Origin of the sequence: Sphingomonas mali NBRC 15500 (assembly GCF_001598415.1) — a bacterium.
In the GTDB taxonomy this organism is placed as follows: domain Bacteria; phylum Pseudomonadota; class Alphaproteobacteria; order Sphingomonadales; family Sphingomonadaceae; genus Sphingomonas; species Sphingomonas mali.
Map to the genome: position 1 here is coordinate 123241 of NZ_BCYX01000005.1, position 14433 is coordinate 137673.

Annotated in this window: 11 protein-coding genes; 7 read left to right on the top strand and 4 right to left on the bottom strand. The window is 64.3% G+C overall.

Annotation, left to right across the window (positions count from 1 at the left end):
• The first annotated feature begins 53 nt into the window (after positions 1-53).
• The 5 genes from SMA01S_RS06455 to SMA01S_RS06475 all read left to right on the top strand — a co-directional run bounded on the left by SMA01S_RS06455 (position 54) and on the right by SMA01S_RS06475 (position 8261).
• Positions 54-1124, top strand: a complete 1071-nt coding sequence (locus SMA01S_RS06455; RefSeq protein WP_066819515.1) for a glycoside hydrolase family 43 protein — start codon at positions 54-56, stop codon at positions 1122-1124.
• A 50-nt stretch (positions 1125-1174) separates the two neighbouring features.
• Positions 1175-3466 (top strand): GH92 family glycosyl hydrolase, encoded by a 2292-nt coding sequence (locus SMA01S_RS06460; protein ID WP_439654302.1) that lies wholly within the window; start codon positions 1175-1177, stop codon positions 3464-3466.
• Positions 3467-3504: 38 nt separating this feature from the next.
• Positions 3505-4914 carry a glycoside hydrolase family 125 protein gene (locus SMA01S_RS06465; protein ID WP_066819639.1) on the top strand — a complete coding sequence of 470 codons (1410 nt, stop codon included), beginning with the start codon at positions 3505-3507 and terminating at the stop codon, positions 4912-4914.
• 21 nt (positions 4915-4935) lie between these two features.
• Complete coding sequence (locus tag SMA01S_RS06470) at positions 4936-7257, top strand: GH92 family glycosyl hydrolase (RefSeq protein ID WP_066819519.1); 2322 nt, start codon at positions 4936-4938, stop codon at positions 7255-7257.
• Between the two features lie 104 nt (positions 7258-7361).
• Positions 7362-8261, top strand: a complete 900-nt coding sequence (locus SMA01S_RS06475; protein WP_066819521.1) for an ROK family protein — start codon at positions 7362-7364, stop codon at positions 8259-8261.
• Between the two features lie 16 nt (positions 8262-8277).
• Here the strand turns inward: SMA01S_RS06475 and SMA01S_RS06480 are convergent, their stop codons facing one another.
• The gene (locus SMA01S_RS06480; protein ID WP_066819523.1) at positions 8278-9027 is read right to left on the bottom strand and encodes an SDR family oxidoreductase; all 750 of its coding nucleotides are present in this window, start codon (positions 9025-9027) and stop codon (positions 8278-8280) included.
• Between the two features lie 98 nt (positions 9028-9125).
• Between SMA01S_RS06480 and SMA01S_RS06485 the strand changes: the two genes are divergently transcribed.
• Positions 9126-10031, top strand: a complete 906-nt coding sequence (locus tag SMA01S_RS06485; protein WP_066819525.1) for an AraC family transcriptional regulator — start codon at positions 9126-9128, stop codon at positions 10029-10031.
• 110 nt (positions 10032-10141) lie between these two features.
• Here the strand turns inward: SMA01S_RS06485 and SMA01S_RS06490 are convergent, their stop codons facing one another.
• From SMA01S_RS06490 to SMA01S_RS06500, 3 genes are all read right to left on the bottom strand, one after another.
• Complete coding sequence (locus tag SMA01S_RS06490) at positions 10142-11158, bottom strand: LLM class flavin-dependent oxidoreductase (RefSeq protein ID WP_066819527.1); 1017 nt, start codon at positions 11156-11158, stop codon at positions 10142-10144.
• Positions 11159-11336: 178 nt separating this feature from the next.
• Positions 11337-11639 (bottom strand): hypothetical protein, encoded by a 303-nt coding sequence (locus tag SMA01S_RS06495; RefSeq protein WP_157093837.1) that lies wholly within the window; start codon positions 11637-11639, stop codon positions 11337-11339.
• A 30-nt stretch (positions 11640-11669) separates the two neighbouring features.
• Positions 11670-11918 (bottom strand): hypothetical protein, encoded by a 249-nt coding sequence (locus SMA01S_RS06500; protein ID WP_066819531.1) that lies wholly within the window; start codon positions 11916-11918, stop codon positions 11670-11672.
• Positions 11919-12078: 160 nt separating this feature from the next.
• Here SMA01S_RS06500 and SMA01S_RS06505 point away from each other — a divergent pair, with 160 nt between their 5' ends.
• The gene (locus tag SMA01S_RS06505; protein ID WP_084250143.1) at positions 12079-14430 is read left to right on the top strand and encodes a heavy metal translocating P-type ATPase; all 2352 of its coding nucleotides are present in this window, start codon (positions 12079-12081) and stop codon (positions 14428-14430) included.
• The last annotated feature ends 3 nt before the right edge of the window (positions 14431-14433 follow it).

Consider the following 14433-nt stretch of genomic DNA (forward strand, 5'->3'; position numbering starts at 1 on the left):
ACCGGGACGGCGGCCTCTCTCCGCCGCCGTCCCAACCAAGGGGCCGAGACGGCATGCGAAGGATGGCAATGCGCCTCGCCGCGGGGCTTGCGCTGGCGGCCCCGTCCCCCGTGTACGCGTCCAACCCGATCGTGCCGGGCTGGTATGCCGATCCCGAGATCCGCATCTTCGCCGGGCAATATTGGATCTATCCGACCTATTCGGACGACAGCGGCAAGCCCGAAGCCATGCCGCCGTTCACCGCCCCCCAACGGGCGAAGCGCGCCAAGCCGAAGATTCGCCCCGAATATCTCAAGCAGACGTTTTTCGACGCCTTTTCCTCCCCCGATCTCGTCCATTGGACCCGGCACCGGCATGTACTCGACGTCGCCAGCATCAAATGGGCAGCCTATGCGGTCTGGGCGCCGTCGGCGATCGAGCGCGACGGCAAATATTACCTCTTCTTCGGCGCCAACGACATTCAGAGCGACAATGAAACCGGCGGCATCGGCCTGGCGGTGTCCGACAGTCCAGGCGGGCCATTTCGCGATGCGATCGGTCATCCGCTGGTGCCGGCCTTCCACAATGGCGCGCAGCCGATCGATCCGTTCGTCTATCGCGACGACGATGGTCGGACCTACCTCTATTATGGCGGCTGGGGCCATTGTAACGTCGTCCGGCTGAGCCCCGATCTGAAGTCGGTGGAACCCTATCCGGACGGTTCGACATGGAAGGAAATCACCCCGCCCGGCTATGTCGAGGGTTCCTTCGTGATCAAGCGCAAGGGGATCTATTATCTGATGTGGTCGGAGGGCGGCTGGACCGGCCCCGATTATCGCGTCGCCTATGCGACCGGCAAAAGCCCGCTCGGTCCGTTCAAGCCGATGGGTACTATCCTCGCGCAGGATTTCCGCATCGCCAGCGGGGCGGGGCACCATTCGGTCGTCAACGTGCCGGGCACCGACGATTGGTACATCGTCTATCACCGTCGGCCGCTCGGCGACGATAATGGCGATCACCGCCAACTCGCGATCGACCGCATGACGTTCAACGCCGACGGGACCATCCAGCCGGTCGTCATGACCAATGAAGGCATCGCGCCGCGGCCGCTGCCGGCCGCTACCAAAAAGGGACGCCGATCGTGATCAGGAACATCGTGACCTTGCTGAGCGCCGGGGCCTTGTTGTCGTCGCCGATCATCGGTGCGGCGACGCCTGCATACGCCCAGCAGGCTGCGTCGCCGCAGCCCGCGTTGGTCGATCTGATCAACCCGCTAATGGGCACCGACAGCGATCACGCGCTCTCCTATGGCAACACCTATCCGGCGATCGCGGTGCCGTGGGGAATGAATTTCTGGACGCCCGTCACCGGCAAGATGGGCAGTGGCTGGGGCTACACCTATGCCTCGAAAAAGATCAACGGCATCAAGCAGACGCATCAGCCCAGCCCGTGGATGAACGATTACGCTGCGCTCGCGCTGTTTGCCGAGACCGGACCGCTCAAGATCGAGCAGGAGGATCGCGCCAGCTGGTTCAGCCACAAGGCCGAGGAGGCCCGCCCCTATGGCTACAAGGTCTATCTTGCCGATTACGACGTCACCGCCGAGGTCACGCCGACCGCGCGCGCGGCGCAGTTCCGTTTCACTTTTCCCAAGAGCGATGACGCACACATCCTGATCGATGGTCAGGACGGCGGATCGATGGTGACGATTGATCCGGCACATCGGCGGATCACCGGCTATGTCCGCAACAATAGCGGCGGCGTGCCCGACAATTTCCACAATTACTTCGTCGCCGAATTCGACCACGATTTCACCGTCACCCGCACCTGGGACGACAATTACCAGCTCTCCGCCGCCAAGACGCGCGAAGGCGGCCATGTCGGCGCGGTGGTCAGCTTCAAGACCGCGGCGGGCGAACAGATCGGCGTAAAGGTCGCATCGTCGTTCATCAGCCCCGAACAGGCGGCGCGCAATCTGGACGCGGAGATCGGCAAGGACGGTTTCGATCAGACCCAGGCCAAGGCGAAGCAGGCATGGGAGACGCAGCTGGCACGCGTCCGGGTCGAGGATGCCGATCTCGACAACCGCCGCACTTTCTACTCGGCGCTATACCGCATGCTGCAATTCCCGCGGATGTTCTACGAGATCGATGCCAAGGGGAAGCCGGTCCATTACAGTCCCTATGACGGCAAGGTCCATGCCGGCTTCATGTACACCGACAACGGCTTCTGGGACACGTGGCGCGCGGTCTTCCCGTTCTTCGCGATGATGTATCCCGAGCGCGACAGCGAGATGATGCAGGGCCTGGTCAACACGGTCAAAGAGGGCGGCTGGCTGCCCGAATGGGCAAGCCCCGGCTATCGCGACGTGATGATCGGATCGAACTCGGCGAACATCATCGCCGACGCTTATGCCAATGGCGTCCGAGGCTTCGACACCGAGACGTTGTACAAGGCGATGGTCAAGAACGCGACGACCAGCGCGGGCCGACCGGTCGACAAGAAGGGGAATGTCGTCAGCGCGGTCGGCCGTGAGGGCGTCGAATATTACAACCGGCTCGGCTACGTGCCCTACGATGTCGGCATCAACGAAAATGCCGCGCGGACGCTGGAATATGCGACTGCCGATTTCTCGCTGTCGCGGTTTGCCGCGGCGCTCGGCAAGACCGACGATGCGAAACTCTATGCCGAGCGCGCGCAGAATTACCGCAAGCTCTACGATCCGCAGACCGGCTGGATGCGCGGGCGCAACAAGGACGGGTCGTGGGAGACTCCGTTCAACCCGTACAAATGGGGCGATGCCTTCACCGAGGGGAATGCGCTGCACTACACCTGGGCAGTGATGCAGGACACGCAGGGCCTGATCGACCTGATGGGCGGCGACAAGAAGTTCGTCGATCGGCTCGACGGCATCTTCACCGCGCCGCCGATCTTCGACGACAGCTATTACGACACGGTGATCCACGAAACGCGCGAGATGCAGATCGTCAACATGGGTCAATATGCCCATGGCAATCAGCCGATCCAGCACATGATCTATCTCTACGATTGGGCCGGCGCGCCGTGGAAAGCGCAATATCACGTCCGCGATGTCATGAAGCGGCTCTATTCGGCGACTCCCGACGGCTATCCGGGCGACGAAGATAACGGCCAGACCTCGGCCTGGTATGTCTGGTCCGCGCTCGGTTTCTATCCGGTGACGCCGACGGTCGGCCAATATGCGATCGGCAGCCCGCTGTTCCGGAAGGTCACCTTGGCCCTGCCGAGCGGCAAGACGCTGACGATCGAGGCCGAGAATAACGGTCCCGACAATGTCTATATCCAGTCGGTGACGCTCAACGGCGCGCCGCACGACGCAGCCTATCTTACCCGCGATGCGCTGGCGCAGGGCGGAACGTTGCGGTTCGTGATGGGCCCGACGCCGAACAAGCAATGGGCGAGCACCAAGGCGGCCGCGCCCTTCTCGATGAGCGCACCCGCCAAGTGACCCGGAGAAAGACGCTGACCCCCAATCGACGCCACATCATGGCCGGAGCCGGCGCCATCGCGCTCAACGCGGCACTGCCAATGGCCGCGCGCGCGGCGTCCTTCGCCAGCAAGCGTCCCCCGGTCGCCCGGCGGCTGTTCACCAGTCCCGCCGTCGAGGCGGAGATCGCGCGGGTGAAGGCCGGCATCGCCGATCCCGAACTCGCCTGGATGTTCGAGAATTGCTATCCCAACACGCTCGACACCACGGTCGAAACCGGGATGGTCGACGGCAAGCCTGACACCTTCGTCATCACCGGCGACATCAAGGCGATGTGGCTGCGCGACAGTTCGGCGCAGGTCCAGGCCTATGTCCATCTCGCGCCGCGCGACCCGGCGTTGCGGCGGCTGTTCCACGGCCTGATCCAGCGCCAGGCGCGCTGCATCCTGATCGATCCCTATGCCAATGCGTTCATGCAGGACCCGTCGGCCAAGAGCGATCTCGAGTGGTCGCAATCGGACAAGACCGACATGAAGCCGGGCGTCGCCGAGCGGAAATGGGAGATCGACTCGCTTTGCTATCCGATGCGGCTCAGCCACGCTTATTGGACGGCGACGCGCGACAAGGCGCCGTTCGACGATAGCTGGGCGCGCGCGATGAAGCTCGCGGTTGCGACCTTCCGTGTGCAGCAGCGCAAGAGCGGGCCGGGGCCGTATCATTTTCAGCGGACCGCGGCCCAGCCGACCGACTCGCTGATCCTCGACGGCTATGGCGCGCCGACCAGGAAGATCGGCCTGATCCATTCGATGTTCCGGCCGTCGGACGATGCGTGCGTCTATCCTTTCCTGATCCCCTCGAACCTGTTCGCGGTGTCGGCGCTCCGCCAACTGGCGGCAGTCCATCGTCAGGCGCGCAACGACGTCGCGGCGGCGCGGGAATGCGAGACGCTGGCGGCCGAAGTCGAGGCGGCGTTGAAAGCCCATGCGCTGGTCCCGGACGGGCGGGGCGGCCGGGTCTGGGCCTATGAGATTGACGGGTTCGGCAACTGGCTGTTCATGGACGACGCCAACGTCCCCAGCCTGTCGGGCCTTGCCCTGATCGAAGCAGCCAAGCGCGACGATCCGTTGTTCAGGCGCACCGCGGCGCTCGCCTGGAGTCCGCGCAACCCCTATTTCTTCCGGGGCAAGGCGGCCGAGGGGATCGGCGGCCCGCATGTCGGGCTCGACCAGATCTGGCCGATGTCGATCATCACCCATGCGATGAACGCTGACGACCCAGCGACGATCGTCCAATGCCTGCGCTGGCTGAAGGCGACGCATGGCGGCACCGGGTTCATGCACGAATCCTTCGACAAGGATCGTCCGGCGAAGTTCACGCGGTCATGGTTCGCCTGGGCCAACGCCCTGTTCGGTCAACTGATCGTCGAGCTCGCCCAGCGCAAGCCGGCGATCCTCGCCGGCCGCATCTGACCAATCCGGGAGGAAAGAATAATGATTACCGCCAGCCGCCGCCAATTGCTCGCCGGCGCCGGTCTCGCCGCGCTCGGCAATGCGATGCCCGGCATAACCTGGGCCGCGCCGCCGGTTGCCGCCAAGGCTGACCTGTTCGTCGGTACGGGCGGACACGGCCACACCTTCCCCGGGCCGTCGCTGCCTTACGGCATGGCGCAGCTAGGCCCTGACACCAACAATATCGGCTGGGACGCGTGTTCGGGCTATCACCGCGATGACCGCTCCATCATGGGGTTCAGCCACACCCATCTGTCGGGCACCGGCATCGGCGACATGCTCGACATATTGGTGGTGCCGACGCGCCAGCCGCTGATGCTCGAGCCGGGGCCGGTCGGCGATCCCGACAAGGGCTATCGGCAGCGTTTCTCCGACGAATTCGCCGAGCCCGGTTATTATCGCGTTCGGCTCGAATCGGGCGTCCAGGCAGAGCTGACCGTCACGGACCGCTGCGGCCTCCACCGCTATCGCTTCCCCAGCGGCCCGGCGCATATCCTGATCGATTTCGCCCATGCGATGCTCGACACGTCGGACAAGGGAGGCCTGATCGAGAACGCCTCGCTGGCAGTGGATTCCGACGGGACGCTGACCGGCAGCCGGACGGTCAACCGTTGGGCAAAAGGGCGGCATATCCATTTCGCGATGCGGCTGTCGCGCAAGCCGGACCGGGTACAGTTTTTCGGCGATGTCGATGCGCCCGCCGCCAAGGACGCGATGAATGTCGCGGGGGAAAAGCTCAAGGTCGCGCTGTTTTTCGACGATGCCGGCGGCGATCCGATCCTGATCAAGACCGGCCTGTCGGGCGTCGACGTCAAGGGTGCGCGCGACGCGCTGGCGGCGGAAATTCCCGGCTGGGATTTCGATGCTGCCCATGCCGCTGCTCGATCCGCGTGGGCCACTGCGCTCAACCGGGTGCGTGTCTCGGGCGGCACCGAGGCGCAACGGACGATCATGGCGAGCGCGCTCTATCACACGCAGCTTGCGCCGACCTTATTCGCTGATCGCGACGGGCGATATGTCGGGCTCGACCGGCAGGTGCATCAACTCGCCCAGGGCGAGCGCGCGTACAGCGCTTATTCGCTATGGGACACCTATCGTGCGGTCCACCCGCTGCTGACGCTGATCAATCGCGATCAGGCGAAATTGCTGGTTCGCGACCTGATCCGTCAGACGCAGCAAAGCCCCTACGGCCCGCCGGTCTGGCCGCTCCAGGGATCGGAGACCGGCTGCATGATCGGCTGGCATTCGGTGTCGGTGCTTGCCGAGGCGCATGCCAAGGGGATCGAGGCCGATTACGCCGCGGCCTGGCCCAATATCCGCCGCCGTGCCTTCGATCGCGATTATAAGGATTCCGACGGCTCGCTGGGCCGCGGCCATTATTACGACCTGAACTACATCCCCGCCGACAAGGTGTGGGAATCGGTCAGCCGTACGCAGGAATATGCCTATGACGACTGGGCAATGGCGCATTTGGCGCAAGCGGCCGGCGCGACGGAGGATGCGGTTCTCCTGCGCAAGCGCTCTCGCAATTATCGCAACGTCATCGATCCCAGCATCGGCTTTGCGCGCCCGCGCTTTTCCGACGGCACCTGGTGGGAGAAATACGACCCGATCCAGCTCGGCCATGACGTGCCCAAGTGGCGCGATTATACCGAGGCCAATGGCTGGCAGGCGACGTTCCTCAACCAGCACGACGTTTATGGGCTGATCGAGCATTTCGGCGGGGATGCGGTGTTCGAGGGCAAGCTCGACGCGCTGTTCAATGGCCCATCGACCTTGCCGGCGAACGCGCCGCCCGACATTTCCGGCCTGGTCGGGCAATATGCTCACGGCAACGAACCCGATCAGCATGTCGCCTATCTCTACGCTTATTGCGGCGCGCCGTGGAAAACACAGGCGATGGTCCGCCGGCTGCTGACCGAGATGTACAAGGCCGATCCCGACGGCGTGATCGGCAACGACGATTGCGGCCAGATGAGCGCCTGGTTCGTGCTGAGCGCGGTCGGTTTCTATCCGGTCGATCCGGTCAGCGCGATCTACGTCTTCGGATCGCCGCTGTTCGATATCGCCGAGGTGGATGTCGGCAACGGCCGGACCCTCACCGTGCGCGCCAATGGCAACGGGCCCGACCGTCCGTACGTCCAATCGGTGCGCTGGCGCGGCAAGCCCTGGACGAAGAACTGGATCGCGCATTCCGAGCTGATCCTGGGCGGCGATCTCGTCTTCGAGATGGGCGCGAGGCCATCGCGGTTCGGCGCGGCGAAACGCGATCGGCCGCCCTCCTTCGCGCGTGGGCCGGCGTGACGCAGCAGGCGGATCCGCACCGCGGCGCCGAATATTCTTAGACAGTCGAGAGCAGTTTCAATGATGTATGCGTGGTGTTTGCTGACGATCAACGCGGTGACGCAATGAGCGCCGACGGGGCGTCTCCGCTTTTTGCCGGTGTCGAGCTTGGCGGCACGAAATGCGTGTGCATGCTGGCCTACGGTCCCGATGCGATCGTCGATCAGCGGACCGTGCCGACCACCACGCCGTCCGAGACCTTGCCCGCGATCTGCGCGATCCTGTCGGACTGGGAGCGGGACCACGGCTTCGCCGCGATCGGCATTGCCTCGTTCGGCCCCCTCGACCTCGATCCCGGCTCCAATCGCTATGGCCGGATCACCAGCACCAACAAGCCAGGATGGCCGGGCGCGGATGTTCGCGGCATCCTGTCGGCGCTCTTCTCCGTGCCGGTGGGATTCGATACCGACGTCAATGGCGCCGCCCTGGCGGAGGTCCGGTGGGGCAGCGGGCAGGGGTTGAGCGATTTCGCCTATGTCACGGTCGGGACGGGCGTCGGTGTCGGCCTGATCGTTCACGGTCGGCCCACGCGCGGCATCGGGCATAGCGAATTGGGCCATATCCGGGTGCCGCGCCTGCCGCTCGATCATGTGAAGAGTGCGTGCTCTTACCATGACGATTGCGTCGAGGGCCTCGCCTCCGGACCGGCGCTGCTTGCCCGGCTGGAAGGACGGTCGCCCTCGGATCTGTCGCCCGATGATCCGATATGGGATCCGGTCGTCCACACGCTTGCCGCCATGTGTCATGCGCTGGTGTGCGCGACCGGGCCCTATCGGATCGCGATGGGTGGCGGCGTCGTATCGGGGCAGCCCCATTTGCTCGATAGGATCAACACGGCGCTGATCGATAGCCTCGCGGGTTATATGCCTCTCCCTGGCGGCGGAGATTATATCGTGGCACCGCGGCTGGGGGATCTAGCCGGCCCGCTCGGCTCGATCGCGCTCGCCGCCAACGCTGCCGTTTGAGACGACAGGTGTTGGATCAACCTGCCTCGGCCATCCACTGCACCGCATCCGCTCCGGCCGGAATCCTGAGCGGGGCGCTAGCGTCTGTAGCCGCCCGCCAGACGGCCTCCGCCACATCGCCGGCATGCGTCACCGGGCCGCTATCCTCGCGGAAATTGGCGATCATCCCCTCGATCAGCGGCTTGTAGTCCGGATTGTCGAGCCCGCGCAGGTGCGGCATCGCATTATTGCCGAACTGGGTTTCGGGCGAACGGCCGGGGAGCACGATATGCACGCGCACGCCGAACGGCGCCATCTCGACCGCCAAGCTTTCAGTGAGCGCATTCACCGCCGCTTTGCTCGCGCGGTAGACGCTGACGAGCGGTAGGGGCTTGAGCGTCACGGTGGAGGTGACGTTGACGATCACGCCCGATCGGCGCGCGCGGAACTTTGGGAGCACCGCCTGCAGCATGGCCAGTGTGCCCAGCGTGTTCGTCTCGAACAATTGGCGCACCGTCTCTGGCTCGATTAGCTCGATCGGCACGGCTGCCCCGAACCCGGCATTGTTGACCAACACGTCAATATCGCCGGCCTTTTCCATTGCACCGGCTATGCTCGCGGCATCGGTGACGTCCAGCGGCAGGATGACGAGATTGTCGGAGGCCGGCAGGATATCGGTCCTGGGGTTGCGCATCGTGGCGATCACCTTCCACCCGCGATCGAGGAACAATTTCGCCGTTTCGAGGCCGAAACCCGACGAACAGCCGGTGATGAGGACGCTGGGCATGATGTGCTCCGGAATTGTTGAAAGTGATCCAGAGATAGCTTCCGTACCCGATACCTTCTATGGGTGAAAGTCTCGAATAAATTTGCGATAGTCCTGAAATGACCGTGGACCCGCTTGCCGAGATCGTGACCCTGCTCCGGCCGTCGACCAGCTTCTCCAAGCTGGTCGAATATGCCGGGCGCTGGCGTATCCGCCGCGATGTCGAGGGCAAGCCGGTCTATTTCGCGGTCCTGGAAGGCGAATGCCGCGTGATCGGCGCGAACCAGCCGCCGATCATCGTGCGCGCCGGTGATTTCGTGCTGTCGCCGTCGACCAGCGATCAGATCGTCGAGAGCATCGACGCTCCGCCTCACGGGATGGACATGCTGCCGGTCGCGCTTGGCGAAGGGCGCTTCCGCGTCGGTCGGCCGGACGCGCCGATCAACCTGAGGATGCAGGTCGGGTTGTGCAGCTTCGCGTCGCCCGATGCCGCACTCCTGGTATCGTTGCTCCCGGCGATGGTGGTGGCGCGTGGTGAACCGCGGCTTGCCACCCTTATGCAATTGGTCGGCGACGAGACGCGCCGATCGCGGCCCGGGCGTGAGCTGGTGCTCGAACGCCTGTTGGAGGTGCTGCTGATTGAGGCGCTGCGTTGCGGTGCCGATGCGAGTTCGGTGCCGAGCTTGGCGCGCGGCCTCTCCGACGAGCGCTTGGCTGCGGCCTTGCGGGCGATGCACGCGACGCCGGCTCGTGGCTGGACGGTAGCCGATCTCGCTGCCGAAGCGGCGATGTCACGCTCTGCCTTCTTCGTCCGATTCAGCCGTGTTGTCGGGCTGCCGCCCATGGAATATCTGCTCGCCTGGCGCATGGCACTTGCCAAGCGCTTGCTGCGCTCGCGCGAGTTCGCGGTTCCGCAGGTCGCCGTCCGCGTCGGCTACGGATCGGCGAGCACGTTCAGCACCGCCTTTACTCGCCATGTGGGCATACCGCCGGCGCGCTATGCGCGGGATGGGATGACCGGTTGATCAACAGCGATGAGGAAGAAGAAGCGCAGGGAGCGAGGAGTCCGGCGAACACGGAGCGGGGTATTGGGCCTTGTCAGTAGCGCGAACCCCGCTCTGGACGAACCCTCTTCCTATCGCCAGCCGAGAGCCGGGGCGACGTGTTTGAGGATGCTCTCAAGGACGTGCGCGTTATAGTCCACGCCGAGCTGGTTGGGCACGGTCAACAGCAATGTATCGGCTTCGGCGATGGCTTCGTCCGCTCTCAATTCCTCGATCAGGCGGTCGGGCTCTGCCGCATAAGAGCGGCCGAAAACCGCTCGCATATTGTCGATGACCCCGATCTGGTCGCTGCTGCCGTCCCGGCCGAAATAGGCGCGGTCCTGGTCGTTCATCAGCGCGAAGATCGATCGCGACACTGAGACGCGGGGCTCGCGGCTGTGGCCGGCCTCCTTCCACGCGGCGCGGTAAGCGCGAATCTGCTTTGCCTGCTGGACGTGGAACGGCTCGCCCGATTCGTCGGCCTTGAGCGTCGAGCTTTGCAGGTTCATGCCTTTCTGTGCAGCCCAGATCGCGGTGGCGTTCGCCCCCGAACCCCACCAGATGCGGTCGCGCAAGCCAGGGGAGTGCGGCTCCAGCCGCAAGAGTCCGGGAGGATTGGGGAACATCGGGCGAGGGTTCGGCCGGGCAAAGCCTTCACCCTTCAACAGTTCGAGGAATACCTCGGCATGGCGGCGCCCCATATCGGCATCGCTCTGGCCCTCTGTCGGCGAGTAGCCGAAATGCCGCCAGCCATCGATGACCTGCTCAGGCGAGCCGCGACTGATGCCGAGCTGCAGACGCCCCCCGCTAATCAGGTCGGCCGAGCTTGCATCCTCCAGCATGTAGAACGGATTCTCGTAGCGCATGTCGATCACGCCGGTGCCGATCTCGATGCGGCTGGTGCGGGCGCCAACCGCCGCGAGCAGCGGGAATGGCGATGCGAGCTGCTGCGCGAAATGGTGCACGCGGAAATACGCCCCGTCGGCGCCAAGCTCTTCGGCCGCGACGGCAAGGTCGATCGATTGAAGCAGGACGTCGCTGGCGGAGCGGGTCGCCGATTGTGACGACGCGGACCAATGTCCAAACGAAAGGAAGCCGATTTTCTTCATGCCGGAGAGCTGGCGGTCGATCGCCCGAACCGCAAGTCGCCAGCCGGAATTTCACTGTTTCCGATCCGTCGGAGTTGGAGGTGAGCGCTACGAGATCGCCACGGATGAGACCCTTCGGACCGGCATTGTCGAGTCCGATGCCGGGATCGCCGGTGCGCCCTGCACGGCCTTCACGCCGCTAGTTATCCTTGTCGGGTCCGGCAGCGGGATTGGCAGGCGCAGGCTCTGCCTTCATGCATTTCGACATCATGTCGGGGGACATGCTCTCCTTCCCCTTCCCCTTCATCTGCATCTTCATCTCGCCCGTCCCGTCCATCGGCATGTCCATTTTGTCCATCATCGGGCATTTGGCCGGCATGGGGACAATTTTGGCCGCCGGCATCTTGCGCGGATGATGCCTTACGTGTGCGTTCCTGGTCGCGGAAAATGCCGGAGTGCCGAGCAAAATCGCGACGGTTGCGACGATAAGGGGGGTCTTCATTTTGAACATTCCTCTGGTCAGGTGAGCACGTCAGAAACGGGACGGTTCGGGAACGCTGCGAACGGCGGCGGTCGGAATCCCCAGCCACGCGCCGAACACGAGCGACCAGCCCAACGCCTGGATCAGCGCCGGCGCAGATGCCGTTTCGATGCTGAGCGACCCGAACGCCAGAAGCCAGCAGGAGACAAAGTTGACCCCGAAGATGAGGGTGCCAACTGCGGCGAAATGCAAGACCAGCGATTTGTCGGCCGATCGCCGTCCGAATCCAGGAATAGTCATTTCGGCCTCCTAAATTTGGCCGGGCAAAGCTTCCTTCTTTTCCAGCCGATTAGCGATACGTAGATACCCGAGGAGCGCGCCGTCATATTCTTGCTAGAGATTGCAATGCGTGACGCAGGTGAGTGACCTCGACAATGTCGCAAGCTGCCGGAGAAGCCAGATGAAGCCCGATGCGCATGGCTATTCGAAGGTGGCGGCTCGGCGTGCGTCAGAGGGAACCGCGCCGCAAGGCTCGGTCAAAGACCCCGTCTGCGGGATGGTCGTCGATCCTGCGATGACGCCGCACCGCGCCGACCATTCAGGCCAGACCTATTATTTTTGCAGTCAGGGGTGTCGCGACAAGTTCGTCGCCGACCCGTCGGCTTATCTCGATCGCGGCCCGGCGGACGAACCTGCCACCGCGAACGGCATGATCTGGACATGTCCCATGCATCCGCAGATTCGGCGGAACGGGCCGGGCAATTGCCCGATCTGCGGCATGGCGCTAGAGCCCGAGGAGCCGTCGCTCGACAATGCGCCAAATCCCGAGCTGGTCGATTTCACTCGACGGACATGGGTCGCGGGCGTGTTGACCGTGCCGTTGCTCGCAGTCTCGATGGTGGCCGAACTCTTCAACCTGCATTTCTTGCCGATGGCCTGGTCGCCATGGGTGCAACTGGCGTTGACGGCGCCGATCGTCTTGTGGGCCGGATGGCCATTCTTTCAGCGCGGCTGGACGTCAATCGCCTCCCGGCACCTCAACATGTTTACCCTGGTGTCGATCGGCGTCGGCGCCGCGTTCGCCTATAGCGTCGTCGCGACCGTCGCGCCGGGCCTGTTTCCGATGACCTTTCGCATGAACGGCATGGTGCCGGTCTATTACGAAGCAGCGGGCGTCGTCGTCGCCCTCGTGCTCTTCGGTCAGGTCCTCGAGCTTCGCGCTCGCGCTGCGACGGGCCGCGCCATTCGTGCGCTGCTGAAGCTGGCGCCAAAGACCGCGCGCCGGCTTACCGCTGTCGGAGAGGAGGAAGTCGATCTTGCCGAAATCGTCGCCGGGGACCGCCTGACAGTAAGGCCGGGCGAGGCGATCCCGGTGGACGGCGTCGTGATGGAGGGACGATCGGCGGTCGATGAAGCGATGCTGACGGGAGAACCCGCACCGGTGCTGAAAGAGGGCGGGGCTGCCGTTACGGCGGGGACGGTCAACGGCACCGGCGCGCTGGTCATCGAAGCACGCGCTGTTGGGGCGGGCACCGTTCTGGCGCGGATCGTCAGGATGGTAGCCGAGGCGCAAAGGAGTCGAGCGCCGATTCAAGCCGTAGCCGACCGCGTGTCGGGGTGGTTCGTGCCGCTCGTCGTGGCGATCTCGGTCGCGACATTCGTGATCTGGAATGTCGTCGGACCCGAGCCTCGCTTCGGTCACGCGCTGCTCAACGCGATCGCCGTGCTGATCATTGCCTGTCCCTGCGCGCTTGGTCTTGCGACCCCAATGTCGATCATGGTGGGCACCGGGCGCGGTGCCCGTGCGGGGGTGCTGATCAAGGACGCCGAAGCGCTGCAGATGCTGGACAAGGTCGATACGCTGGTGATCGACAAGACCGGCACGCTGACCGAGGGGCGGCCAAGAGTCACTGCCGTCGAAACGGTCAACGGCTTCGACAGCGCAGAAGTGCTGGCGGCGGCAGCTGCCGTCGAAGCCAAATCCGAACATCCGCTCGCTCAGGCTATCGTAACGGCGGCGCGCAGCGATGGCGCAGAGATCCTGGTCGCCGGAGATTTCTCCTCCCAGACCGGCCTCGGCGTAAGCGGCACGGTTAAAGGGCGCGATGTGGTGGTTGGTAACGCAGATCAGTTGCGCAGGATCGGGATCGATCCGACCGCGCTGGATGCCGGCGCGGACCGACATCGCCTTGGCGGCGCTGGGGTCATGTTCGTCGCGATCGGCGGGCGGGCCGCCGGGTCGCTGGCGGTGGCCGATCCGATCAAGTCATCCGCGCGCGAGGCGATCGAAGCCCTGCGAAGCGAGGGTCTGCGCATTGTCATGCTGACGGGCGACGCCCAGGGCACCGCGGATGCCGTCGCGCGTGAGATTGGCGGGATCGACGAAGTTCATGCGGGACTAAAACCGGAAGACAAAGCGAGGATCGTTGGCGATTTGAAAGCCAAGGGCGCGGTGGTGGCGATGGCTGGCGACGGTATCAACGATGCTCCCGCACTGGCGGCCGCCGATGTCGGCGTGGCGATGGGCACGGGGACCGACGTTGCCATCGAAAGTGCCGGAATAACGCTCACCAAAGGCGACCTGGCGGCAATGGTTCGGGCGCGCCGTCTCGCCAAGGCGACGATGCGAAACATCCGGCAGAACCTGTTTTTCTCGTTCGTGTTCAACGGCATCGGAGTGCCGGTGGCGGCCGGCCTTCTGTATCCGATCGCGGGGTTGCTCCTGTCGCCGATGATCGCGGGTGCGGCCATGGCTATGTCGAGCTTCACTGTCGTAACCAACGCGCTCAGGCTGAACTCGGCGAAGCTATAAGCA